Origin of the sequence: Roseococcus sp. SYP-B2431, assembly GCF_004336745.1 — a bacterium.
Taxonomy (GTDB): Bacteria; Pseudomonadota; Alphaproteobacteria; order Acetobacterales; family Acetobacteraceae; genus Roseococcus.
The window spans coordinates 817,029-840,704 of the sequence record NZ_SJXD01000011.1; the positions used below are offsets into that span (position 1 = coordinate 817,029).

Annotated in this window: 24 protein-coding genes; 11 read left to right on the forward strand and 13 right to left on the reverse strand. The window is 71.0% G+C overall.

Going from position 1 to position 23,676, the window contains the following annotated elements; all coding sequences use genetic code 11:
- The 5 genes from fdhE to EJV46_RS05170 form a co-directional block, all read right to left on the reverse strand.
- On the reverse strand, positions 1-921 hold the full coding sequence (fdhE, locus tag EJV46_RS05150; RefSeq protein ID WP_131547501.1) for a formate dehydrogenase accessory protein FdhE: 921 nt from the start codon (positions 919-921) through the stop codon (positions 1-3).
- A gap of 40 nt (positions 922-961) precedes the next feature.
- Complete coding sequence (locus EJV46_RS05155) at positions 962-1,666, reverse strand: formate dehydrogenase subunit gamma (protein WP_131547502.1); 705 nt, start codon at positions 1,664-1,666, stop codon at positions 962-964.
- Positions 1,663-2,661, reverse strand: a complete 999-nt coding sequence (gene fdxH, locus EJV46_RS05160; protein WP_305000524.1) for a formate dehydrogenase subunit beta — start codon at positions 2,659-2,661, stop codon at positions 1,663-1,665. Before fdxH ends, EJV46_RS05155 begins: the two co-directional genes overlap by 4 nt.
- A complete protein-coding gene (fdnG, locus tag EJV46_RS05165; RefSeq protein ID WP_131547503.1) occupies positions 2,658-5,747 on the reverse strand; it encodes a formate dehydrogenase-N subunit alpha in 3,090 nt (1,029 codons plus the stop codon). The genes fdxH and fdnG overlap by 4 nt, the downstream gene beginning before the upstream one ends.
- 153 nt (positions 5,748-5,900) lie before the next feature.
- Positions 5,901-6,620 carry a M48 family metallopeptidase gene (locus EJV46_RS05170; protein WP_131547504.1) on the reverse strand — a complete coding sequence of 240 codons (720 nt, stop codon included), beginning with the start codon at positions 6,618-6,620 and terminating at the stop codon, positions 5,901-5,903.
- A 78-nt stretch (positions 6,621-6,698) separates the two neighbouring features.
- On the opposite strand from EJV46_RS05170, the gene EJV46_RS05175 reads away from it, so the two are divergent.
- Positions 6,699-7,574, forward strand: a complete 876-nt coding sequence (locus EJV46_RS05175) for a DMT family transporter (RefSeq protein ID WP_131547505.1) — start codon at positions 6,699-6,701, stop codon at positions 7,572-7,574.
- Positions 7,575-7,633: 59 nt separating this feature from the next.
- Positions 7,634-8,128 (forward strand): VOC family protein, encoded by a 495-nt coding sequence (locus tag EJV46_RS05180; RefSeq protein ID WP_131547506.1) that lies wholly within the window; start codon positions 7,634-7,636, stop codon positions 8,126-8,128.
- A gap of 17 nt (positions 8,129-8,145) precedes the next feature.
- Here the strand turns inward: EJV46_RS05180 and EJV46_RS05185 are convergent, their stop codons facing one another.
- Entirely contained in the window at positions 8,146-9,435 is a 1,290-nt protein-coding gene (locus EJV46_RS05185) for an adenylosuccinate synthase (protein WP_131547507.1), read from the reverse strand.
- Positions 9,435-10,541 carry an ATP phosphoribosyltransferase regulatory subunit gene (locus EJV46_RS05190; RefSeq protein WP_240782408.1) on the reverse strand — a complete coding sequence of 369 codons (1,107 nt, stop codon included), beginning with the start codon at positions 10,539-10,541 and terminating at the stop codon, positions 9,435-9,437. Before EJV46_RS05190 ends, EJV46_RS05185 begins: the two co-directional genes overlap by 1 nt.
- Before the next feature lie 117 nt (positions 10,542-10,658).
- Between EJV46_RS05190 and EJV46_RS05195 the strand changes: the two genes are divergently transcribed.
- Complete coding sequence (locus tag EJV46_RS05195; RefSeq protein WP_131547509.1) at positions 10,659-11,183, forward strand: hypothetical protein; 525 nt, start codon at positions 10,659-10,661, stop codon at positions 11,181-11,183.
- Between the two features lie 3 nt (positions 11,184-11,186).
- On the opposite strand, the gene EJV46_RS05200 is transcribed toward EJV46_RS05195, so the two are convergent.
- Positions 11,187-11,735, reverse strand: coding sequence for a carboxymuconolactone decarboxylase family protein (locus EJV46_RS05200; protein ID WP_131547510.1), 549 nt, complete (start codon positions 11,733-11,735; stop codon positions 11,187-11,189).
- A gap of 108 nt (positions 11,736-11,843) precedes the next feature.
- On the opposite strand from EJV46_RS05200, the gene EJV46_RS05205 reads away from it, so the two are divergent.
- On the forward strand, positions 11,844-13,406 hold the full coding sequence (locus EJV46_RS05205) for a sulfatase-like hydrolase/transferase (RefSeq protein ID WP_131547511.1): 1,563 nt from the start codon (positions 11,844-11,846) through the stop codon (positions 13,404-13,406).
- Between the two features lie 7 nt (positions 13,407-13,413).
- On the opposite strand, the gene EJV46_RS05210 is transcribed toward EJV46_RS05205, so the two are convergent.
- On the reverse strand, positions 13,414-13,911 hold the full coding sequence (locus tag EJV46_RS05210; RefSeq protein ID WP_131547512.1) for a flavin reductase: 498 nt from the start codon (positions 13,909-13,911) through the stop codon (positions 13,414-13,416).
- On the reverse strand, positions 13,911-14,600 hold the full coding sequence (locus EJV46_RS05215; RefSeq protein WP_131547513.1) for a DUF3047 domain-containing protein: 690 nt from the start codon (positions 14,598-14,600) through the stop codon (positions 13,911-13,913). Before EJV46_RS05215 ends, EJV46_RS05210 begins: the two co-directional genes overlap by 1 nt.
- Positions 14,601-14,656: 56 nt before the next feature.
- Here EJV46_RS05215 and EJV46_RS05220 point away from each other — a divergent pair, with 56 nt between their 5' ends.
- From EJV46_RS05220 to EJV46_RS05230, 3 genes are all read left to right on the forward strand, one after another.
- Positions 14,657-15,352 carry a dienelactone hydrolase family protein gene (locus EJV46_RS05220; RefSeq protein ID WP_370323059.1) on the forward strand — a complete coding sequence of 232 codons (696 nt, stop codon included), beginning with the start codon at positions 14,657-14,659 and terminating at the stop codon, positions 15,350-15,352.
- Positions 15,353-15,472: 120 nt separating this feature from the next.
- The gene (locus EJV46_RS05225) at positions 15,473-16,759 is read left to right on the forward strand and encodes a DUF1800 family protein (RefSeq protein ID WP_131547515.1); all 1,287 of its coding nucleotides are present in this window, start codon (positions 15,473-15,475) and stop codon (positions 16,757-16,759) included.
- Positions 16,756-17,949: a DUF1501 domain-containing protein gene (locus EJV46_RS05230; protein ID WP_131547516.1), complete on the forward strand. Its 1,194-nt coding sequence runs from the start codon at positions 16,756-16,758 to the stop codon at positions 17,947-17,949. The genes EJV46_RS05225 and EJV46_RS05230 overlap by 4 nt, the downstream gene beginning before the upstream one ends.
- Here the strand turns inward: EJV46_RS05230 and uraH are convergent.
- Entirely contained in the window at positions 17,946-18,296 is a 351-nt protein-coding gene (gene uraH / locus EJV46_RS05235; protein WP_131547517.1) for a hydroxyisourate hydrolase, read from the reverse strand. The two genes, EJV46_RS05230 and uraH, sit on opposite strands and share 4 nt — an antisense overlap.
- A gap of 93 nt (positions 18,297-18,389) precedes the next feature.
- Between uraH and EJV46_RS05240 the strand changes: the two genes are divergently transcribed.
- Positions 18,390-19,670 (forward strand): M20 family metallo-hydrolase, encoded by a 1,281-nt coding sequence (locus EJV46_RS05240; RefSeq protein ID WP_131547518.1) that lies wholly within the window; start codon positions 18,390-18,392, stop codon positions 19,668-19,670.
- A gap of 10 nt (positions 19,671-19,680) precedes the next feature.
- On the forward strand, positions 19,681-20,925 hold the full coding sequence (gene serA, locus EJV46_RS05245) for a phosphoglycerate dehydrogenase (protein ID WP_131547519.1): 1,245 nt from the start codon (positions 19,681-19,683) through the stop codon (positions 20,923-20,925).
- Between the two features lie 35 nt (positions 20,926-20,960).
- Here the strand turns inward: serA and EJV46_RS05250 are convergent, their stop codons facing one another.
- Both EJV46_RS05250 and EJV46_RS05255 read right to left on the reverse strand, forming a co-directional pair.
- Positions 20,961-21,278 (reverse strand): hypothetical protein, encoded by a 318-nt coding sequence (locus EJV46_RS05250; protein ID WP_131547520.1) that lies wholly within the window; start codon positions 21,276-21,278, stop codon positions 20,961-20,963.
- Positions 21,279-21,325: 47 nt separating this feature from the next.
- Complete coding sequence (locus EJV46_RS05255; RefSeq protein WP_240782409.1) at positions 21,326-21,616, reverse strand: hypothetical protein; 291 nt, start codon at positions 21,614-21,616, stop codon at positions 21,326-21,328.
- Positions 21,617-21,734: 118 nt separating this feature from the next.
- Between EJV46_RS05255 and otnK the strand changes: the two genes are divergently transcribed.
- Both otnK and EJV46_RS05265 read left to right on the forward strand, forming a co-directional pair.
- Positions 21,735-23,021, forward strand: a complete 1,287-nt coding sequence (gene otnK, locus EJV46_RS05260) for a 3-oxo-tetronate kinase (RefSeq protein WP_131547522.1) — start codon at positions 21,735-21,737, stop codon at positions 23,019-23,021.
- Entirely contained in the window at positions 23,018-23,650 is a 633-nt protein-coding gene (locus EJV46_RS05265) for an aldolase (RefSeq protein ID WP_131547523.1), read from the forward strand. The genes otnK and EJV46_RS05265 overlap by 4 nt, the downstream gene beginning before the upstream one ends.
- Positions 23,651-23,676: the final 26 nt, after the last annotated feature.

A 23,676-nucleotide genomic window follows, 5' to 3' on the forward strand; every position in this document is an offset into this window, starting at 1 on the left:
TCAGTAGCCGATCAGGAAGGGATCGAAGCCCGCGCGCCGGTACTCCGTGCCCTGCATCAGCAGGTCGAGCCCGAGGCTGCCCACGTCGTCCGCGATGCATTCGAGCGAGGGATTGCGGTTCTGATACAGGATCTTCACCCAGCTCCGGCAGGTGTCGCAGGTCTCGGCCTTGATGACCGCGTCCTCCTCGCCCTCGGCGGATTTGTAGCCGACGCCCTTGGTGGACCCGCAGGCCAGGCACTTGATGCGCACCTCGTTCCACTGGGTGCCGCAGAAGGCGCAGCAGGCGTAGCGCGAGTTCTCCGTGCCCATTCGCCCAGACACGACCGAGCCGGCCGGCGGACCGCCGCAGACGGGGCAGAGGCCGGTCTCGACCGGCACCAGCCGCCCGGCGTCCAGCGTGGAGGCGAGCCGCGCCGCATGCACCTGCATCGCCGCCGCGAGGAAGAGGTGCGGCGGCAGCGCGTCGAAGGGAATGGCATCGGCCAGTACATGGCCGATCATCGCGTCGAGGATTTCGGGCGGTGCGCGGCGCAGCATGTCCAGCGCCTCCGCGGCCTGGAGCGGCTTCTCCAGCGGCAGCGCCGCCTCGAAGAAGCGGGCGAGGGTGTCGCGCAGTTCGGGCGCCTTCTCCAGCAGCTTCCGGTCGAGCGGCGGCATACGGCCGGTGCGCGCGCGCTCCACCTGCTCCGGCGCGATCGGCGCCGCGGGCGGCAGCGTCGCGGCCAGCTCCGCCTGGACGGCGGCCAGCCCGGCAAGGAAGCGGAGGTAGGGCGCCAGCGGGCTGCCTTCCGCCAGCTCCGCGAAGCGGGCCGCGCGGGTGGAAAACATCCCCGCCGGGTCGGGCAGGATGGCGAAGGGCGGCTTGACGATGCGCCCGATCATCGAGGGATCGGGCTGAATTCCGGAAATACCCGCCATGGAACCTCTATGGGCCGGACCGGCCACGCAGGAAATGCCGCTACTCGGCGGGACCGACCTTACGCCGCGCCGCGAGCTCGCGCAGCCATTTCCGATGGTGCCGCCAGGCCCAGCCGCCGGTGACCGTGCCGCGCGTCATCGCCCGCAGCGTCCCGCGCGTCCAGATGGCGGCGTAGACGTGCAGGATGAAGACGCAGATGATCAGCACGGCCGCGATGGAATGCGCCAGCACCGCGATGCGCCGCACCGGGATGCTCGTGTACTGGGTGAAATACTGTTCCCAGATCATCACGCCGCTGACGATCAGCACCAGGATCAGCGCCGTCATGCTCCAGAAGATGAACTTCTGCCCGGCGTTGTACTTGCCGAGCTCCGGCAGGTTCTCCTCGTGGCTGCCGACCACGTCCTTGATCTTCCTCAGCCAGATCCAGTCCGTCCGCTCCGGCAGGTTGGCCTTCCAGAGCTGGAAGAAGAAGATGAAGAAGCTGAGGAACAGCACCACCCCGATCCAGGGATGGAAGGCGCGCGTGTTCTGCCCGCCGCCGAAGAGGCCGGTCAGGAAGAACAGCGACGGCGTGAAGAGCGCGAGGCCGGAAAGCGCCAGCAGGATCAGGCTCGCCGCGGTGATCCAATGGTTGAGCCGCTTCATCGGCGTGTAGCGGTTCACCGTGACCGGGGAGCCGGGATGGACGGCGTCGCCCTTCTGAGCATTCCCCTGGGGAATGGGAGGAACGACCGCGCTCATCCCGCACGCTCCTCCGAGGCCGGCGGCGGCACGGGCCGGCCGTCGACCAGCTTCTCGGCATTCTCCTCGTCCTCGCGGGCGACGCGGTTCGCCCGGCCGAAGATGCCGTGCACGATGCTGCCCACCGCCGCGAAGCCCATCACGGCCAGGCCGACATACTTCGTCATGCCCTTCCAGGTCTCGACCAGCGGCGAGATGCGCGGATTTTCCGGCAGGTCCGAGTAGATGCCCGGCTTGTCGGCATGATGGAGCACGTACATCACATGCGTGCCGCCGACGCCCGGCGGGTCGTAGAGCCCGGCATTGGCGAAGCCGCGCGACTTCAGGTCGGCGATGCGCCCATCGGCGTGCTTCTTCATGTCCTCCTTGGTGCCGAAGACGATGGCCTGGGTCGGGCAGGCCTTGGCGCAGGCCGGGCCCTGGCCCACGGCCACGCGGTCGGAGCAGAGGGTGCATTTGTAGGCGCGGTGGTCGGCCTGCGAGATGCGCGGGATGTTGAAGGGGCAGCCCTTCACGCAATAGCCGCAGCCGATGCAGTTCGCCTGGATGAAGTCCACGATGCCGTTGGTGTATTGCACGATCGCGCCCGGCGCCGGGCAGGCCTTGAGGCAGCCCGGATCGGCGCAGTGCATGCAGCCGTCCTTGCGGATCAGCCATTCGAGATTGCTCGTCTCCGGGTTCACCCATTCGGTGAACCGCATGAGGGTGTACATCTGGTCCGTGAGGTCGTGCGGGTTCTCGTAGACACCCGCATTCACGCCGACCGCGGGATCGGTGTCGTTCCACTCGATGCAGGCGGACTGGCAGGCCTTGCAGCCGATGCACTTGGAGACGTCGATCAGCTTGGCGACCGGGGTGAGCTGGCGCTGCGGCGCCGGCAGGCTCCCGGTCGCCGAGCGGCGGACCAGGTCCTGCTCGCCGAAATTGGCGGCGAGCGCCCGCACCGGCGGATTGCTGACCGCCGTGCGGGGCTGTTCGGCCATGGTCCCGCTCATGACACGACTCCTGGCGGCGTGGTGGGCTCGATATTGACGAGGAAGGCCTTGAAGCCCGGCGTCTCGATATTGGCGTCCCCGACGAAGGGCGAGAGCGTGTTCGCGCTGTGACCCTTCTTCGCCGCGCCGGTGAAGCCCCAGTGGATGGGGATGCCGACCACATGGACCACGCGCCCGCCGTCGCAGTTCAGCGGCTGGATGCGCCGCGTCACCACCGCCTTGGCCTTCACCGAGCCGCGCTTCGACCAGACGCGCACCCAGCCCCCGCCGGTGATGCCGCGCATGGCCGCGAGCTCATGCGAGATCTCCACGAAGAACTCCGGCTGCAAGGCGGCATTCACCTTGTTGTGCTTGGTCCAGTAGTGGAAGTGCTCGGTCAGCCGGTAGGTGGTGGCCGCGAAGGGGAACTCCTCGGAATTGCCGAAGCGCGGCACATCGCTCTGGAAGATGCGCGCCACGGGATTGCCGCGCATCCTCGGGTTGAGGACGTTGGGCACCGGTGATTCGAAGGGCTCCATATGCGCGGGGAAGGGTCCGTCGCGCATCATGCCGCGGCTGAACAGGCGGGCGGATCCCTCCTGGTTCATGATGAAGGGCATCACCTGGTCGGGCCTCGAGGTCGGCCCGATATCCGGCACGTCGTAGCCGGTCCATTGCGTGCCGTTCCACTCCAGCAGCTTGCGGCTGGGATCCCAAGGCTTGCCCTGCAGATCGGCCGAGGCACGGTTGTAGAGCGTGCGCCGGTTGAGCGGCCAGGCGAAGGTCCAGTTGAGATAGGCCCCCGTCCCGTCGGGGTCTTCCGTCCCGCGACGGGCCATGTTGTTGCCCGCCTCGTTGAAGCAGCCGGAATAGATCCAGCAGCCGCACATGGTGGAGCCGTCGTCGCGCAGCTGGGAGAAGTTCACCACCTGCTTGCCGGCAGGCACCAGCACCCTGGACGGGTCGGCCGGGTCGGTAAGATCGACGAGCGCGCGCCCGTTGATCTCCTTCGCCAGTTCCTCGGCCTCGGGCTCGTTCGGGTCGTGGTAGTTCCAGGACAGGTTGAGGATCGGGTCGGGGAAGGCCCCGCCCTCCTTCCGGTACAGCTCCCGCATGCGCAGGAAGATCTGCGACATGATCCAGATGTCCTTGCGGGCCTCACCGGGCGGGGTCGCCGCCGGCCAGAACCATTGCAGCCACCGCCCCGAATTGGTGAGCGAGCCCTCATCCTCCGCGAAGCAGGTGGTGGGCAGCTGGATCACCTCGGTGCGGATGCTCGCCGGGTTAACGTCGTTGAACTCGCCGTGATTCTCCCAGAAGCGCGCCGTCTCCGTCTCGAGCGGATCCATCGTGACGAGGAACTTGAGCTTCGACAGGGCGGCGGTGCACTTGCCGCGGTCGGGGAAGGCCATCAGCGGGTTGAAGCCCTGGCAGATATAGCCGTTCACCCGCCCCTGGTTCATCAGCTCGAACATGCGCAGGATGTCGTAGGACGGCACGTCGAGCTTGGAGATATAGTCGTAGCACCAGTCGTTCTCGGCACGGGCGGCATCGCCCCACATGGCCTTCTGCAAGCTCACGAAGAACTTCGAGTAGTTCTGCCAGTAGCTGGTCTGGCCGGGCCGCAGCGGCCTGAACTGGCGCGACTGCATGTAGGTCGCGTAGTCCACCTCCTGCTCGGTCGGCATGTTCAGGTAGCCGGTGAGCAGGTGCGACATGAGGCCCAGATCGGTCAGGCCCTGGATGTTGGAATGCCCGCGCAGCGCGTTCATGCCGCCGCCGCGCACGCCGATATTGCCCAGGATGAGCTGGAGCATCGCCATGGCGCGGATGTTCTGCGAGCCGTGCGAATGCTGCGTCCAGCCCAGCGCGTACATCGACGTCATGGTCCTGGTCGGCGTCGAGCATTCGGAGATCATCTGCGCGACCCGCAGGAACTTGTCCTGCGGCGTGCCGCAGATGCGCTGCACCATCTCGGGCGTGTAGACCGCGACGTGCTGCTTCAGCAGGTTCCAGACGCAGCGCGGGTGCTGCAGCGTCGGGTCCACCCGGGCGAAGCCGTCCTCGCCGATCTCGTAGTCCCAGTTCGTCCGGTCGTAGTCGCGCTTCTCCTCGTCATAGCCGGTGAAGAGGCCGTCGCTGTAGCCGAAGCCCTCCTTCACGATAAAGGAGGCATTGGTGAAGGCCTTGGTGTACTCCCACTGCACGCGGTCGTTCCGGATGCAGTGGTTGATCACCCCCAGCAGGAAGGCGATGTCCGTCCCCTGCCGGATCGGCGCGTAGAAATCCGCGACCGAGGCCGTGCGCGTGAATCGCGGATCGACGACGATGAGCTTCGCGCCGCGATGGGCCTTCGCCTCCGTGACCCATTTGAAGCCGCAGGGATGCGCCTCCGCCGCATTGCCGCCCATGACGACGACGAGGTCGGTGTTCCTGATATCCGTCCAGGAGTTGGTCATCGCTCCACGGCCAAATGTCGGGCCCAAACTGGACACCGTGGGGCCGTGTCAGACGCGCGCCTGGTTGTCGAATCCGGCGATGCCGAGCGTCTTGGCGACCTTGAAGGTCGTCCAGGCCGTCTCGTTGGTGGTGGCCGAGGCCGCGAGCATGCCGGTGGTGGTCCAGCGGTTCACCGCCGTCCCCGCCTGGTTCCGGGCGATGAAGTTCGCGTCGCGGTCGTCCTTCATCAGGCGCGCGATGCGGTCCAGCGCAACGTCCCAGCTGACCTGCTCGAAGCGGTCGGAACCGGGGCGGCGGATCTTGGGGAAGCTGAGCCGCGTCTCGGACCTCACGAAGTCCCGCAGCGCCGCGCCCTTGGGGCAGAGCGTGCCGAGATTCGTGGGATGGTCCGCGTCGCCTTCGACATGGAGCAGCTCCGCGTGCTCGCCCTTCCGGACGTCGCCGCGCGAATACAGGATCACGCCGCAGGCGACGGAGCAGTAGGTGCAGGTGTTGCGCGTCTCGGTGGTGTTCACGAGCTTTAGCGGGCGGACATGGGCGATGACGGCCGCCTCCGCCTCGCCGAAGCCCATCGCCGTCACCGATGTCGCCGCAACACCCGCGCCCGCGACCTTCAGAAGGCCTCGACGCGAGAGTTCGATGTTCATTTCGTCCTCCCATCCAAGGAGTTGGGTCTCGAGGAGATGCCCCGCTCCCGCATGTGTCAAGAAGAAACGCCTGAGCAGACGGTCCGTTCGATCAGACTTTCACCGCAACGTCCTTGTCCGGCGCCGCGCCTCGGCAACCCGCCGCCAGCGCGTTCAGCCCACCCGCTGGAGCGCCGCGCCGTGCCGTCGCAGCCACTCGGTGGCGGCTTGGCGATGGGGCGTGCGCGCCTCCACATGCGCCCAGAACCGGTCGGAATGGTTCATCTCGCGCAGATGCGCGACCTCGTGCGCGACGACATAGTCCAGCACCCAGTCCGGCGCGAGGACGAGCCGCCAGGAAAAGGCCAGGGTGCGGTCGGGGGCGCAGCTGCCCCAGCGGCTGCGCGTGTCCTTCAGCCGGATGGCGCGCGGCACGACGCCCAGCGCCTCGGCATGGGGCCGGGCCGCGGCGCCGATCCGCCGCAGCGCCTCCGCGCGCAGGAAATCCCTCACGCGGCGGGCGACGAAGGCGGCATCGCCGGTCACGACCAGCACGCCCTCCTCGAGGAAGGCCGCCCCGCGCCGGGCGGGCTCATGGCGGATGACGTGATCCACCCCGCCGATCGGCACGCTGGCGCCCGGCTCGAAGGGCCGCTCCGGCGCCAATGCCGCCAGGCGCTGCATGACCCAGCCGGCATGCTCCGACAGCAGCGCGAGCCCATGGCGCCGGCCGACGCGGTTGGGCAGGGTCACCACCACAGCGCCTTCCAGCGGATCGATGCGCAGGGAGACGCGCCGCGCCCGGGCCGAGCGCTTCCAGACCACCGGGCATGGCTCCGGTGGCAGGAGCGGGTCGCGCCTGAGCTCGATGGTCTCGGAGTCGGGGAGCAGCATGGGCCTGCAGGATGTGGCATGGGCAAGGGCCGGTTCAACGGTTGACATCATCGGCCGCTCCGGCGCGACTGGCCTCCAATGAACATCGCCCGGACCCTGCCGAGTCTCCTGGTCCTGGGCAGCATCTGGGGTCTCAGCCCTTCCCTCGCGAAGCTGGCCATGGCGGCGGGCGTGCCCGGGTTGGGCTTCGGCTTCTGGGCGGCGCTGGGCTCGGCGCTGCTGCTGGCACTGATCTGCCTGGCCAGGCGGATCCCGATCCCGCTCGAAGGCGTGCACCTGCGCTACTATGCGGCCGCCGGGCTCACCGGCTTCGCGCTCGCCAACCTCGTCGCCTACACGGCGCTGCCGCATATCCCGGCCGGCTTCTTCGCGCTGCTCATGCCGCTTTCCCCCATGCTGACCGTCCTGGGCGCGGCGCTGATGGGACAGGAGCGGCTGAATGCGCGCAGCCTGGGCGGCACGGCGCTGGGCTTCGCCGGGGTGGCGCTGGCCATGGCGCCGGGGGCGGCGCTGCCGGATCCCTCGCTGATCGGCTGGGCGCTCTTCGCCGCGCTCTGCCCCGTCTGCTACGCCGCCTCCAACCTGATCGGCGCGCAATGGGCGCCGCGCGGCACCCAGCCGCTGGCCGCGGCCGCCGGTACGCTCGTCGCGGCCGCCCTCTTCATGGCGGTGCTGGGCCTGGCGCTGGGGCAGTTCCACGTCCCGGGCGAGGCCGAGCCGCTGGGCGAGGCGCTGCTGCCGGTGCAGGCCGCAATGACCGGGGTGGCCTATCTCGTCTATTTCGGGCTGCTGGTGCGGGCTGGCAGCGTGATCACCAGCCAGTCGGGCTATGTCGTCACCCTCATGGGCGTGGTCTGGGGGGCCGTCATCTTCGGCGAGCGCATGGGCCCCCTCACCCTGCCGGCCGCGGCGCTGGTCTTCGCCGGGCTCTGGCTGGTGACGAACCGCCGCTGATGGCCGTCATTTCCATCCGTGATTGGCCCCGGGGCCCGCCGCGGTGCCAATATCCCGGCATGGATACGAACCTCCCCGCCTACCGCGCCCCGGCCGAGACCCGCATCGGCCATGTCCATCTCAAGGTGGCCGACATCCCGCGCGCGCTGGACTTCTGGCAGGGCGTGCTCGGGCTGGAGGTGATGATCCAGGGGCCAAGCGTCGCCTTCCTCTCGGCGGGCGGCTACCACCATCACATCGCGCTCAACACCTGGGAAAGCCTGGGCGGCTCGCCGCCGCCGGCGGGGCATACCGGGCTGTACCACGTGGCGATCCTCTACCCGGACCGGGCCGCGCTGGCCGCCGTGCTGAAGCGCCTGCGGGAGGCCGGGATCGCGCTGGAAGGCGCGTCGGACCACGGGGTGAGCGAGGCGCTCTACCTGCGCGATCCGGACGGCAACGGCGTCGAACTCTACCGCGACCGCCCGCGCGAGGAATGGCCGGTGGACGACCAGGGCAGGATGACCATGTTCACCCGCCGGCTGGATCTGGGGGCGCTGCTGGCCGAGGGCTGATCGTCCCCTATGCCGTCCTACCCCGCGAAGGGATCCCTCAGCGCGATCGTGTCGTCGCGATCGGGCGAGGTGCTGAGCATCATCACCGGCGCCTCCACCAGCTCCTCGATGCGGCGGACATACTTCACCGCCTGGGCCGGCAGCTCGGCATAGCTGCGCGCCCCCCGGGTCGATCCGGACCAGCCTTCCATCGACTCGAAGACCGGCTCGGCCTTGGCCTGGGCCTTCATCGCGGCGGGGAGATGCCTCAGGACCGCCCCGTCCACGCGGTAGCCCACGCAGATCTTCAGCTCCCTGAGCCCGTCCAGCACGTCGAGCTTGGTCAGCACCAGCCCGTTCACGCCGCCGATCTTCACCGCCTGGCGCACCATTGCCGCGTCGAACCAGCCGCAGCGGCGGGGGCGGCCGGTCACCGTGCCGAACTCCCGGCCGCGCTCGCCGAGCAGCCTGCCGGTCTCGTCGAAGAGCTCGCTCGGGAAGGGGCCGGAGCCCACGCGCGTCGCATAGGCCTTGGCGATGCCGAGCACGAGGCCGATCGAATCCGGCCCCACGCCCGCGCCCGCCGCCGCATTGCCTGCGACGGTGTTGCTGCTGGTCACATAGGGATAGGTGCCGTGGTCGACGTCGAGCATCACGGCCTGCGCCCCCTCGAAGAGCACGCGGCGGCCCTCGCGGCGCGCGGCGTCGAGGCGCTCCCAGACGGGCTCGGCATAGGGGAGCAGCTTCGGCGCCAGGGCCAGCAACCCGTCCAGCAGCGCCTGCTTCTCGAATTCCGGCGAGCCCAGCCCGCGCAGCAGCGAGTTGTGGTGCAGCAGCAGCTCGTCGAGCTTGGCGGAGAGCGTCTCCGGCTCGGCGAGATCGCACAGGCGGATGGCGCGGCGGCCCACCTTGTCCTCATAGGCCGGGCCGATGCCGCGGCCCGTGGTGCCGATCTTGTCCTCGCCGCGGGCGGCCTCGCGCGCGCGGTCCAGCGCCGGGTGCAGCGGCAGGATGAGCGGCACGTTGTCCGCCACCCGCAGGTTGTGCGGGCCGACATCGAGCCCCTGCCCGCGCACCTTCTCGATCTCCGACAGCAGCGCATCGGGGTCGAGCACGACGCCGTTGCCGATGATGCCCAGCTTGCCGCGCACCACGCCCGAGGGGAGCAGGCTCAGCTTGTAGGTGGTCTCGCCCACGACGAGCGTATGGCCCGCATTGTGGCCACCCTGGAAGCGCACCACGATGTCGGCCCGGCTCGCGAGCCAGTCCACCACCTTGCCCTTGCCCTCGTCGCCCCATTGAGCGCCGATCACGGCGACATTGGCCATCAGCCGGTACCTTTCCCGATCGGGACGGCACGCTGGCCGTCCCATAGATGCGTGCAGCGCAGCGCGCCGGCCTGGTCGGCGGCGGAGAGCGCCGCGACGGTGGCGAAGCCCTGGTCGCGCAGCGCCGCGCCGGCCGCCGCGGGCGTGCCGAGCGGTAGGAAGCAGCGCGGGCGCGAGACGGGCCGCGGAACCGCGCGGAGCACGGCGTCCGGATAGAGGGTCATGCCGGTCGCCGGCTCGTCATTGACGGAGAGGTAGCGCCCGCCGCGCGCGAGCTCGCCGGTCCGTCCCGGGCCGAAGATCGTGAAGGCCACGCCCACATGATACTGGAAGCCCCGGAACTCCACGGGATCCAGCGTGACGCGCAGGCCGGGCGCGCGGGCGGAGATGGCCTCGATGATGGCCGCGGCGTTCTCCGCGATGGCTTGCGCGGACTCGGGCAGATCGGCCGAGCGCAGCACCTCGACGGCAGGGGCGGCGGGCCCCGCGGCGCCCAGCAGCCGGGGCAGCAGGGCGGCGACGGGTCCGGCCCCGTCAGCCAGGGCGGCGACGGCGGCGGCGTCCTTGCGGTCCAGGGCGCGGACCAGCCGCTCGGCCAGGGCCGGCGAGACGCCCGCGGCGTCCAGCAGGGCATGCGCCATGCGCGGGAGGGTGACGTCCAGCGTGATGCCCGTGACGCCCACCCGGGCCAGCGCCTCGGCCGCGACCAGGGCGACCTCGGCATCCGCCTCCGGGGCCGCGCCGCCGATCAGCTCGATGCCGGCCTGCGGCAGCTGGCGCGAGGGGGCGAGTTCGGAGCCGCGCACCCGCAGCACCTGGCCGGAATAGCAGAGCCGCAGCGGCCGGGCCTGGAGGCCGAGCCGGGTGGCGGCGATGCGCGCCACCTGGGGCGTGGTGTCGGCGCGCAGGCCCATCATGCGCTGGCTGACCGGGTCCATGAGGCGGAAGGTCTGCTCGGCCACCGCCGCGCCGGAGCCGGCCAGGAGACCTTCCTCGAATTCCAGCAAGGGCGGCTTCACCCGCTCATAGCCGTACCGGCCAAAGCCTTCCATCAGGGCCTCGACGAGCGACGCCTCCTGCTCCGCCTCGGGCGGCAGCAGATCCATGAGCCCAGCCGGAAGGAGGCCGGGCGGCGAGAACGGGTTGGCGGCGTCATTCATCCCGTGCGGGTGTGTGGCAGCGTGCGTGCTGACGGGCAAGATGCGCCATGCCAGAATAAACATATGAAACGCCGCTCCCTCCTCGCCCTCCCCCTCCTGGCCGCCGGCTGCGCGCAGGACCCGGTCACCGATTACCTCGGCGGCTGGGGGGATCCGATCCGCGGCGCCGCGCTCTACGCCACCCGGAATCTCGGCGACACCTCACGCTGGGACGGCGATCCGGCGGGCGCGGCCATGGCCGCGGCCCAGCTGGAATTCCTGGCCCGCAGCTTCCGCGACGACCCGATCTGGTCCGTGCAGGCGAATCCGGCGACCACGCAGGAGCTCCAGGCCGCGGTGCTGGAGATGCGTCGCGCCCTCGGCATCAGCCTCACGGCGCCGAACGACGCCGTGGAACAGCTCCTGCGGCAGGCCAGCCAGTCGCTGCGCGCTGGGAGCCAGGCCCGGGCGCTGGCGGCGCTGTCCGGCTCCTTCTTCACCGTCCCGCCCGAGGAGGTGCTGCGGCGGCTGGGGAACCTGCCCTTCCTGCGGCAGGTCTCCAGCGCGGCGGGGATGGCGAACAACGAGGCCTTCCGCCGGCCCCGCTGAGCCTCAGCCGAAGGGGTGGGGCGTCCCCTCCGGCAGCGGCACGCGCGCCACATTCAGCGTGAGGCCCACCGCCGCGTAATAGCCGCAGATGCCGAGCAGCTCGGCCACGCCCTTCTCGCCGAACAGCGCCTTGGCCTTCTCGAAGGCCGCGTCGCTCACGTCCTTGTCGCGGTGGAGCTCGGTGCAGAAGTGGTAGACCGCGGACTCATCCTCCGCCATGTCGCGCGGCTGCATGCCGGTACGGACGGCCTCGCCGATCTCCGCCCTGAGGCCGCCCTGCAGGGCCAGCGGCAGATGCGCGAACCATTCGTAGCGCGCCTCATAGGCCTTGGCCGTGATGATGATCGCCAGTTCCGAGAGGCGCGCGGGGAAGCTGCTGTCCCAGCGCATGAAGCGGCCGGCGCGCTGCATGGCGTCGGCCATGTCCGGGCTGTGCAGCCAGGCCGGGAATGGCCCCTTGATGCCCGAGCGCGCGCCGGCGCCGATATTCCCGGCGACCTCCTTCTGGCGCGGCGTCATGGTCTCTGGCGTGAGCGTGGTGAAGCGGGACATGGCGTTTCCTGAAGCGTGTTGCGGCGGCGGTTCACGCCTTCGGCCTTCCACCTCAGGCGACCGCAGCCGGACTTCCCGCTACGATGCCGCGCAGCAAGGGAAACGCCAATGGCCGCGCGCAACGTCCTGTTCATCATGTGCGACCAGCTGCGCTGGGACCATCTCGGCTGCTCGGGCCACCCTTTCCTGCGGACGCCGAACATCGACGCGCTGGCCGCGCGCGGCGTGCGGTTCTCCCAGGCCTATGTGCAGTCGGGCATCTGCGGCCCCTCGCGGATGAGCTTCTATACGGGGCGCTACGTCGCCTCACATGGGGCGACCCACAACCGCGTGCCGCTTTCGGTCGGCGAGGTGACACTCGGCTGGCACCTGCGCGAGGCGGGCCGGACGCTCGCGCTCGCCGGCAAGACGCATATGCTGCCCGATGCGCGCGGCATGAAGCGCCTCCTGCTCGACGGGCAGGACGAGCTCGCCGTGCTGCTGCGCGAGGGCTGGTTCACCCTCGTCGACCGGCATGACGGCCACCATGCCGAGACCGACAGCGCCTATGCCCATTGGCTCCGATCCAACGGCTATGACAGCCCCGATCCCTGGACCGACCACGTCATCGCCGTGGAGAACGAGCGCGGCGAAGTGCTCAACGGCTGGAAGATGCGCCATGCCGGCCTCCCCGCCCGCGTGCGCGAGGAGCACAGCGAAACCGCCTATACCACCGGCCAGGCGCTGCGCTTCATCGAGGACCAGGGCGAGACCCCCTGGGTGCTGCACCTCTCCTATGTGAAACCGCACTGGCCCTACATCGCACCCGCGCCTTACCACGCCATGTACACGCCCGAGCAGTGCCCGCCGGTCCGCCGCCATCCCGCCGAGCGCGGCGCCGCGGCGCATCCCGTGCTGCGGGAATTCCAGAACGAGGAGGTCGCCCAGAGCTTCCAGCGCGACGACTGCATCGCCGCCGTGCGGCCGACGTACCAGGGGCTGATCTCGCAGATCGACGCGCATCTCGGCCGCGTCTGGGACCTGCTGGAGCGAACGGGCCGCTGGGAGGACACGCTGGTGATCTTCACCTCCGACCACGGCGACTATCTCGGCGACCACTGGCTCGGCGAGAAGGAGCTGTTTCATGATTGCATCCAGCGCGTGCCCTTCCTTCTCCATGATCCTTCGCCCGAGGCGGATGCGACGCGCGGGATGGTGGACGACCGCTTCGTGGAGGCCATCGACTGTCTCCCGACCATCCTGGATGCGCTGGGACTGGAGCCGCAGCCGCATCTGCTGGAGGGACGCTCGCTGCTGCCGCTGCTGCGCCGTGAGGCGCCCGACTGGCGCGAGGCCGTGTTCAGCGAGCTGGACTGGACCTTCCGCGGCGCGCGGCGGCGGCTCGGCCTGCCGACGGGCAATCATCGCGGCTTCATGGTCCGGACGGAGCGGTGGAAGTACATCCACTGGACCAGCGGGATCCGGCCGCAGCTCTACGACCTCGCCGCCGATCCGGAGGAGTTCCTCGATCGCGGCGAGGATCCGGCGCTGGAGCCGGTCCGGATCGACATGCGCGGACGCCTGCTGGACTGGGCGACCAATCTCAAGACCCGCACGACGCTCACCTGGGCCGAGGCCGAGTTCCGCACCGACCGCCACAAGGCGGCGGGCGTGTTCTACGGGGAGTGGTGACGGCCGCTCAGGCCGCCACGCCCACCCGCCGGTAGTCCCGCGCGAAGTAGAGCAGCGCCGCATCCACCCCCTCGCCGAGCCGGATCGCTTCGATCTCGGCGAAGACCACGAGGTGCGTGCCCTTCTCCACCATGTCGGTGATGCGTCCGTCGAAGGCGACCATCGCGCCGTCCAGCGCGGGCGCGCCGGTGGCGAGGCTGCTCCAGCCCCCGCTCTCGAAGCGCGCGGCCCCGTCCACGCCGGTGAAGCCCGCGAAGATGCCCGAGAGCTCCTGCTGCTCCGCCGCCAGCGTGTTCACGCAGAGGACGCCGTTCTGCCGGAAGGTCTCGGCCGAGGAGACACCCTTGTTCATGCAGACCAGCAGCGTCGGCGGGCTGTCGGTCACGCTGCACATGGCGCTGGCGGTGAAGCCGGCGCGCCCCGCGGGACCGTCGGTCGTGATGATGTTCACGGCCGCGCAGAGCCGCGCCATGGCATCCCGGAATTCCTTGCGCTCGACGGGCATCACCGTACCTCACTGCATGGGCCGAAGCTGATCCGCTCCACCATGGCCGAGATTCGGGCCTGTGTATCCTCGGTGTCGGTGCCGATGGCGATTTCCTGCAGCGGGGGCGGGTCGCCGCCGAAGCCCGCGCGCCAGTCCGCGGCCAGGTCCACGCGCTCCTCGAACCACCGCCCCAGCGGCGCCCCGCCGGGGCGCAGGACGCGCACCCGGGCGATCCCGGGCACCCAGGGGCTGGGAAAGAGCGGCGCCTCCCGGCCCGTCCCGCCCCAGACATAGATGAGCAGGCTGCGCGGAAGCCGATGACCGCCGGCGCGCAGCTGGGCCACGGAATGCTGGGTGCGCTGCCAGGCCGTGACCTCGGGCGGCCAGCCCTGGAATCCCACGGTGATCCCGATGGCCCGGTCGTCGCCGCCGCGGCGGGTGATCTGGGTCGCGGGCGGCCCCGCATCCACCCGCCAGCGCCAGGCGAGGCAGCCAGGGATCCCCTCCACGCGCCGCCAGACGAAGCTGCCGACGGCCTCGCCGGAGATGGCCAGGCCGCCGGGGCGATGCGTGAAGGTGGCGGGATGCAGCCGGCCCTCGTATTCGCCATGGGTCCAGCCCTCGGCGGCAAGGCCGGCATCGACCGAGGCCCGGGCCCGCGCCGCGACTCCCAAGGCTGACGCGGCGAGCATGGTGCGGCGGAGCATCCTCCGTTACATGGCTGTCATCGGGAACAATGCCAAGGGAGTTCAAGACCATGGGAATGATTCAGATCGCCGCGACGGATGGCGCCGGCCGCTTCGACTGCCTCGTCGCGATGCCGAAGGCCCAGCCCGCCGGAGCCGTCGTGCTGATCCAGGAGATCTTCGGGATCAACAGCGCCATGCACGCGCTCTCCGAATGGGTCGCCGGGATGGGCTTCATCGCCCTCACGCCCGACCTCTTCTGGCGGCAGCAGCCCAATGTCGTACTGGAGCCCGACCAGGGCCAGGCGCAGTGGGAGCAGGCCTTCGCCTTCATGAACGGCTTCGACCAGGAGAAGGGGCTGGCCGACATCGCGGCGACCATCGCCCACGGCCGGAGCATGGCCGGCTCCAACGGCAAGACCGGCACCATGGGCTTCTGCCTGGGCGGCCGCATGGCCTTCAAGGCGGCGACCGGCACCGGTTCCGACTGCAACGTCAGCTACTACGGCGTGATGCTGGACGCGCTGGTGGCCGAGAAGCCGGCCTTCCGGGGCCCGCTGCTCCTCCACATCGCTGAGAAGGACAAGTTCGTCCCGCCGGAGGCTCAGGCGAAGATCCTCGAGGGCGTGCAGGGCAATCCCCGGGTGGCGGCGCATGTCTATCCGGGCGTGGACCATGCCTTCGCGCGCATGGGCGGGCATTCCTGGGACGGGCGCGCGGCGACCATCGCCAATGGCCGCACGGCGGAATTCCTGGTGAAGTACCTGGGGTAGAGCACGACCGGCCCCGGCGCCCGGCCGAGGCGCGGGCGGGGCCGGGCGCGACCGACGCGACAAATCCGGCCCCATTTCGACGCATACAATCCCCCGAGGGCGTGCCATGGTCCGGCCGCCATGACGCCGCTCGCCGCCCATGCCGCGATCCGCTTCGGCCTCGGAGCCCGCCCCGAAGCACCCGTGCCGGCCGACCCCTCGGCCTGGCTTGCCTCCCAGGTTGCGCCCCTGCCCGAGCTCCCCGGGCCGGGCCTCGGCGACATCCAGGCGGCGCTTCGCGCGCAGCGGCGCGACATCCGGCATCCGGGCGTCGGCGACATCTTCCGCGCGGAAGCCGCCGCCTGGGCCGCCCGCATGATCACCACGCGGATCCCCTTCGCCGAGCGCTGGGCGAATTTCTGGACCAACCATCTGACCGTCAGCCGGCGCGCCTTCCAGACCACGGCTTGGCTCGGCCATTACCAGCGCGCCGCCATCCGGCCGAAATGCTTCGGCCGCTTCGAGGATCTGCTGCTCGCCGCCTACCGTCACCCCGCGATGCTCGGCTATTTCGACCAGAACAACTCGACCGGGCCGACGAGCGCCATCGGCCGGCGCGGCCGCGGGCTGAACGAGAACCTCGCGCGCGAATGCCTGGAGCTGCACACGGTCACGACCGCTGCGCGCTACAGCCAGCAGGACGTGGCCTCGCTCGCACGCATCCTGACCGGCTGGTCGTCTGGCCGGGGCGAGCAGTTCTCCGAAGCCGATGGCTTTCTCTTTCGCGCCGACACGCATGAGCCCGGGACGAAGCGCCTGCTGGGCCGCGAGTTCCCGCCCGGCGAGGAGGGCGGCGCCGAGGCGCTGCGCTTCCTGGCGAACCACCCCGCCACCTATCGCGCGCTGGCGGCGAAGCTCGCGCGGCACTTCATCGCCGATGCGCCGTCCCGCGCCTCGCTGGGCTGGATCGAGGGCGCCTTCCGCGACAGCCGCGGCGACCTCGCCGCCGTCGCCCGCGCGATCCTCGCCGAGCCGGAGGCGCGGGTGCCGCTGCGCAAGCTCCGCAGCGGGGAGGACTACGCCATCGCCATGCTGCGCGCCCTCGGCCTGGGCACGGAGGGCGCGCCGGCGCTCCTGGCCGTGCTGACCCGGCTGAACCAGTCGCTCTGGAACGCGCCCGCGCCCGACGGCTGGTCGGACGCGGCGACGGAATGGGCCGCGCCCGAGCAGCTGATGCGGCGGCTCGACTGGGCGAGCGAGCTGGCCGGCCGCGCGGCGGCGGGCGGCGGCACCGATCCCGAGACCCTGGCGCAGACCGTGCTCGGCCCTCTCGCGCGCACCGAGACCCTGGCCGCGATGCGCCGCACCGGCTCGGCGCGGGACGCGATGATCGTGCTGCTCGCCAGCCCGGAGGCGCAACGCCGATGAAGGCCGAAACCCTGGAGCGCCGCTCCTTCCTGCTCGGCCTCGGCGGGGCGATGGCGCTGGGCGGGACGCGCCTCGCCCTCGCCCAGGGGCCGGCGGGCGACAAGCGCCTCGTTGTCGTGCTGCTGCGCGGCGCGCTGGATGGGCTCGCCGCCGTGGCGCCTTATGGCGATCCGGGCTTCGCCACGCTGCGCGGCCCGCACGCGCCGCCGGAGCCGGGCCAGGAGGGCGGGACGCGCGACCTCGGCGGCTTCTTCGGCCTGCATCCCGCCCTGGCCCGGCTGCACGACCTCTACGTCGCCGACCAGGCGCTGGTGCTGCATGCCATCGCCGGGCCCTGGCGCAGCCGCAGCCATTTCGAGGCGCAGGATTTCCTGGAATGCGGCGCGACCCAGCGCCTGCCCGATGGCTGGCTGAACCGCGCGCTCGCCGCCATGCCGGCCGAGACGCCCGGCAGCGCGCGGCGCGGCCTCGCGCTCGGGATCGACGTGCCGCTGCTGCTGCGCGGTCCCGTGCGCGTCGGCAGCTTCGCGTCGCAGGCGCGCGCGCGGCCGGACACGCAGGTCCTTGCCGCCCTCGCCCGATTGCATCGGGCCGACCGAGAGCTCGGCCCGGCCTTCGCCGAGGGCCTGCGCTCGCGCGGCTTCTCGTCCGGCGTGCTGGCGGGGCTGGAGCCGCCGCCGCCGGGCACCAGCGGCTTCGTGACCCTCGCCGGATCGGCGGCACGGCTGCTGGCCGATCCGCGCGGGCCGCGCGTCGCGGCGCTGGAGCTCGGCGGCTGGGACACCCACGCGACCCAGGGGCCGCGGCTGGCCGGCGCGCTGCGCGTGCTCGACGAGGGGCTGGAGGCGCTGCGCGCCGGGCTCGGCGCGGCCTGGGCGCAGACGGCCGTGCTGGTGATGACCGAGTTCGGCCGCACCGCGCGCATCAACGGCACGCAGGGCACGGATCACGGCACGGCGGGCGTCGCCTTTCTGCTCGGAGGCGCGGTGCGCGGCGGGCGCGTGCTGGCGGACTGGCCGGGGGTGGGGCCCGGGCGGCTCTTCGAAAACCGCGACCTCGCGCCCACCCTGGACCTGCGCCGCGTGGCGAAGGGCCTGCTGGCGGACCATCTCGGGCTAAACGAAGCGGCGCTGGCGCGCGCCTTCCCCAACAGCCGCGATGCCGACCCGCTGCCAGGTCTGGTCGCTTAACTCCCGCGATAGCTCGTGTAGCCATAGGGCGAGACCAGCAGCGGCACGTGGTAATGCACGTCCTGCCCCAGGCCGAAGCTCAGCGTCACGAGATCCAGGAAGGGCGGCTCCGGCAGGTCGAAGCCCTCGGCCCGGAAGTAGTCCGCGACGCGGTAGACGAGCTGGTAGCGGCCGGGCCGGTAGGCGGCCTCAGGCAGCAGCCCGGCCGGCGCGCGTCCGTCGGCCGTGGTGATGCCTTCCGCGACCAGGATGCGTTCCTCGCCCTCCAGCCGGTAAAGGACGTAGCCCATGCCGGCGCCGGGGCGGCCCTGCGCGGTGTCCAGAACATGCGTGGAAAGCCGGTCCATCTTCGCGCCTCCGAGGATTTGCAAGGCTGACGCGCGGAAGGGCTCGCTGGCAAGGGTATGGGACTTGCTCTAATGCGCGGGCAGGAGGCCCGCATGCCCGATCAGGTCGCACCCAATCTCGTCGCCGCCGTCAGCGAAGCGCGCCAATGGCAGCGCCTGATGGAGATGGGCGCCATCGGCGGCTTCACCGATGGCGACGGCAACGAGGGCGTGAACCGCGCCTGCCTGACCGATCTCGACCGCCGGGCGCGGCGCCTGCTGATCGCCTGGGCCGAGGCGATCGGCCTCGCGGCCAGCACCGATATCCTGGGGAACCTCTTCCTCCGGCACGAGGGCAGCGATCCCTCGCTGACGCCCGTCGTCAGCGGCAGCCACATGGACAGCCAGCCGCAGGGCGGCCGCTTCGACGGCATCTGGGGCGTGCTCGCGGCCTTCGAGGCGGTGCAGGCGCTGCGCGAGTCGGGCGTCGCCACGCGCCGGCCCATCGAGGTCGTCGCCTGGACCAACGAGGAAGGCGGCCGCTACGCGCCCGGCTGCATGGGGAGCATGGCCTATGCCGGCTACGCCCCGCCGCAGAGCTGGGACGCGGTGACGGACAAGGACGGCATCCGCTTCGCCGACGCGCTGTCCGGGCATCTCGCGCTCGAATCCGACATCGCCCGCCGCCCGCTCGGCGTGGTCGAGGGCACGGCGCCCTTCGCCTATGTGGAGGCGCATATCGAGCAGGGGCCGCGGCTGGAGCAGGAGGGCTACGACATCGGCGTGGTCACCGGCATCCAAGGCAGCCGCTGGTTCCTGGTGGAGGTCAACGGCAAGTCGGACCATGCCGGCACCACGCCGCTCGGCCTGCGGCGCGACGCGGTGCAGGACATGCTGCGCGCCATTGCCGCGCTGAACGCGCTGATGCACGACCCCTCCGACGTGCTGCGCTTCACCGTGGCCCATATCGAGGTGGAGCCGAACACCTCCAACAGCGTGGCCGCCGTGGCGCGCTTCACCATCGACCTCCGGCACCCGGACAACGCGGTCCTTCAGGCGCGCGGCAACGCGATCGAGGGCGTGATCCAGTCGGCGCTCAGGACCTGCGCCGCCAAGGTCACCGAGCGCTTCCACGCCATCCCCACCACCTTCGCCCCGATGGTGCCCGACGCGGTCGAGGCCGCTTCGCGCGCCCAGGGACTGCGCGCGCTGCGGCTGCCCTCCGGCGCCTTCCACGACGCGCAATTCATCCACCCGCTCTGTCCGACCGGCATGATCTTCGTGCCGTGCCGCGCCGGCGTCTCCCATCACCCCGCGGAATATGCGGCGCCCCCGGCGCTCGCCGCCGGGGCCAGGGTGCTGGCGCAGGTGCTGGCGGATCTCGCGAACCGATAAGGCATTTCCCATGGGCGACCAGCTTTCCCTCCCGAAGGACCGCATCCGCGCGCTTCTGCTGGAGGGCATTTCCGACACGGCCGTCGAGCTGCTGGGCCATGAAGGCTACAGCAACATCGGCCGCGAGAAGAAGGCGCTGGAAGGCGCCGCCCTCAACGAGGCGGTGCGCGGCGTCCACATGCTCGGCATTCGCAGCCGCACCAACATCACCGAGGAGGTGCTGAGCCATGCCGACCGGCTGATCAGCATCGGCTGCTTCTGCATCGGCACCAACCAGGTGGACCTCGCCGCCGCGCGCGCGCGGGGCATCCCCGTCTTCAACGCGCCCTTCAGCAACACGCGCTCGGTCGCCGAGCTCACCCTGGGCGAGATCGTCATGCTGCTGCGCGGCATCTTCCCCAAGTCCACGGCGGCGCATGCGGGCCAGTGGGACAAGTCGGCCGATGGCTATCGCGAGGTGCGCGGGCGGACGCTCGGCATCGTGGGCTACGGCAATATCGGCAGCCAGCTCTCCGTGCTTGCCGAGGCCTTCGGCATGCGGGTGATCTACTTCGACACGGCGGCCAAGCTGCCGCACGGCAATGCCAGCCGCTGCGGCACGCTGGACGAGCTGCTGCACTGGTCGGACGTGGTGACGGTGCATCTGCCGGAAACGCCGGCCACCATGAACCTCATGGGCGCCGAGCAGATCGGGAAGATGAAGGCGGGCAGCTTCCTCATCAACAATGCCCGGGGCACGATCGTGGACGTGCCGGCCCTGGCGGCCGCCCTGCGGTCGGGCCATCTGGCGGGCGCGGCGCTCGACGTCTTTCCCGAGGAGCCCAAGCGCAACGGCGACCCCTTCCTCTCGCCGCTCCAGGGCATCGACAACGTGATCCTGACGCCGCATATCGGCGGCAGCACGGAGGAGGCGCAGTCGCGCATCGGCGAGGAGGTCGCGCGCAAGCTCGCCGACTATTCCGACACGGGCAGCACCGAGGGGGCGGTCAACTTCCCCCAGGTGGCGCTGCCGGCCCGCCCCACGGGGACGCGCTTCATGCATGTGCACCGCAACGCGCCGGGCGTGCTGGGCAACGTCAACCAGATCTTCGCGAGCCGCGGCGTGAACATCGCCGGCCAGTACCTGCAGACGGAGGGCGAGATCGGCTACGTGGTGGTGGATGCCGGCGCGACGCGCGACGGCGAGGCCATCCTGGCCGAGCTCCGGGCGCTGCCGCATACCATCCGGGCGCGACTGCTCTACGAGCGGGATTGAGGCGTGACGATCGCCGGCGCGAGGGCGCCGGGGACCTAACGCCTGACCCGCCTCGCCCGGTGCCGCCAGCGATCCTGCAGGGGACCGACGAGCAGCAGCGGCGAGGCAGCCAGCGTCGACAGCGCGAAGACCGCCGCGGCGCCACGAGCGCCGGAGGCGAAGGCCGCCACGGTTACCCCCGCCAGGCCGCCCACGACCACCGCGCCCAGTGCGAAGAGACCCAGGATCAGCCGGTGACGGGCGGACAGCCATTCGGGCGGCGGCGCGGGCGTCTCCCGCGCTTCGCCGTCGCGGCCGATGTCATAGGTCCTGGCAGGGTCGAGGCCGAAGGGCCTGTCGGAATCCGGCGGCACGAAAGCGGCCTCGCGTCAGGGCCGCACCGCGCAGCCACTCCGGGCGGCTAGCGTCGCATCACCACGAAGAAGGGTCCAGGCTCGATCCCCATGGCCCGCATCCGGCGGCGGCGCCACCAGAGGGAGACGCTGGCCACCGCGGCCGCGCCGATGACCACCGGCAGCAGCAGGCCGATGAAGAAGATGGCCAGCGCCACCATCAGCAGCCCGCCCGCGGCGAGCCCCACCAGGATCGCAAGGCGGCTGGTGCGCGCCAGGACGGCGTTCAGGCCGCTGGGGCGCGGCGGATCCCGGAACTCGCCCTCGGGCGTCATGTCCAGGACGGGACGGCGAGGCATGTGGTCGCTCATGCGGTGGATGTTGCCCCTCTTGCCGTGGGCTTCAAGCCCTGTTCGCCCCAGGTTTGATGAAGTTCCGCGCCCGGCTTAAATCGAAGCCGACACGGGAGGGAATACCATGCCTTTACTGGGCTGCATCGCGGACGACTTCACGGGCGCCACCGACCTCGCCAGCACCCTCGTCCGCCAGGGAATGAGCGCCGTGCAGGTGATCGGCGTCCCGCCCGCCGCGGAGCGGCAAAGCGGAGGCTCCCCTCTCCCGGAAGCCGACGCCGTCATCATCGCGCTGAAGTCCCGCACCATTCCCGCCGCGGAGGCCGTCGCGCAGTCGCTCGCCGCCTGCGAGGCGCTGCTGGCCGCCGGCGCGCGCCAGTTGCTCTTCAAATACTGCTCCACCTTCGACAGCACGGACGAGGGCAATATCGGCCCCGTCGCGGAGGCGCTGCTGAAGCGGCTGGAGGGCGGCTTCGCCATCGCCTGCCCCGCCTTCCCGACCAATGGCCGCACCATCTACCAGGGCCACCTCTTCGTCGGCGGCGCCCTGCTGAACGAGAGCGGGATGGAGAACCATCCGCTGACGCCAATGCGCGACGCCAACCTGGTGCGCGTGCTGAGCCGGCAGACGGAGGGCGGCGTGGGCCTGCTGCCCTTCACCTTCGTCGAGCAGGGCGCCGGCGCCATCCGGCACGAGGTGACGAAGCTGCGCGAGGCCGGCCGGCGCTTCGCCATCGCGGATGCCGTCACCGACGCGCATCTCATGGCGCTGGGCGAGGCCTGCGCGAGCCATGCGCTGATCACGGGCGGGTCCGGAATCGCGATGGGCCTGCCGGAGAACTTCCGCCGCGCCGGGCTGCTGCCGGCGCGTGGCGATGCGGGCGCGCTGCCCGAGGTGGGCGGGCTCGCCGCCGTGCTCGCCGGCTCCTGCTCGCGCGCGACGCTCGGCCAGATCGGCACGGCGCGCGACCATCTGCCGGTGCTGGAGCTCGATGCGCTGGCGACGCCCGATGCCGCCGCGCTCGCGGGACAGGCGAAGGCCTGGATGGCCGGCAGGCTGGAGGCCGGACGGCCGGTGGTGATCGCCGCCTCCGCGCCGCCGGATCGCGTGGAGGCGCTGCAGAAGAAGCTCGGCCGCGACGCCGCCGGCGCGCTGGTGGAGGAGGCGATGGCCGAGATCGCGGAGGCGCTGGTCGCCGCCGGCGTGCGCCGCCTCGTCGTCGCGGGCGGCGAGACCTCGGGCTCGGTGGTGCAGCGTCTTGGCGTGCGCTCCCTGCGCATCGGCGCGGAGATCGATCCCGGCGTGCCCTGGACGCATGCGACGCCCGACAGCGCGCCCGAAGGCATGCGGCTCGCGCTCAAGAGCGGCAATTTCGGCGCGCGCGACTTCTTCCTGAAGGCCTTCCAGTGAGCGACCAAGGGGAAGAAGAATCGCAGCGCCGCCTGCTCGTCGAGCTCGGCGCCTCGCTCTTCCGGCGCGGCTACAGCGTGGGCAGCGCCGGCAACATCAGCGTGCGCCTGGCCGACGGCTACCTGATGACGCCGACCAACTCCTCGCTCGGCCGGCTGGAGGCCGAGCGCATCAGCAAGCTCGACCGCGAGTGGAACCACGTCTCCGGCGACAGGCCGACCAAGGAGGTCTTCCTGCACCGCGCCTTCCTGGACGCGCGCCCGGAGGCGGGCGCGGTGGTGCACCTGCACAGCACCTGCGCCACCGCGATCTCCTGCCTCGAGGAGGCGCTGATCCCGCCGCTAACGCCCTACTTCGTGATGCGGGTCGGCCGCACGCTGCCGCTCATCCCCTACTACCGCCCGGGCGATCCGGCGATGGAGCCGGCGGTGCATGCGGCAGCGCGGCGTGCCAGGGCGGTGCTGCTCGCGAACCACGGCCCGGTGATCTGCGGCGCCACGCTCACCGACGCGGTGAACGCCGCCGAGGAGCTGGAGGAAGCCGCGAAGCTGGCGCTGATGCTGCGCGGAATGTCGCCGCGGCTGCTGACGCCGGCACAGGTGGACGACCTGCTCTCCACCTTCGGTTAAAGCGCGATGAGCGAAGGCACGAAGGC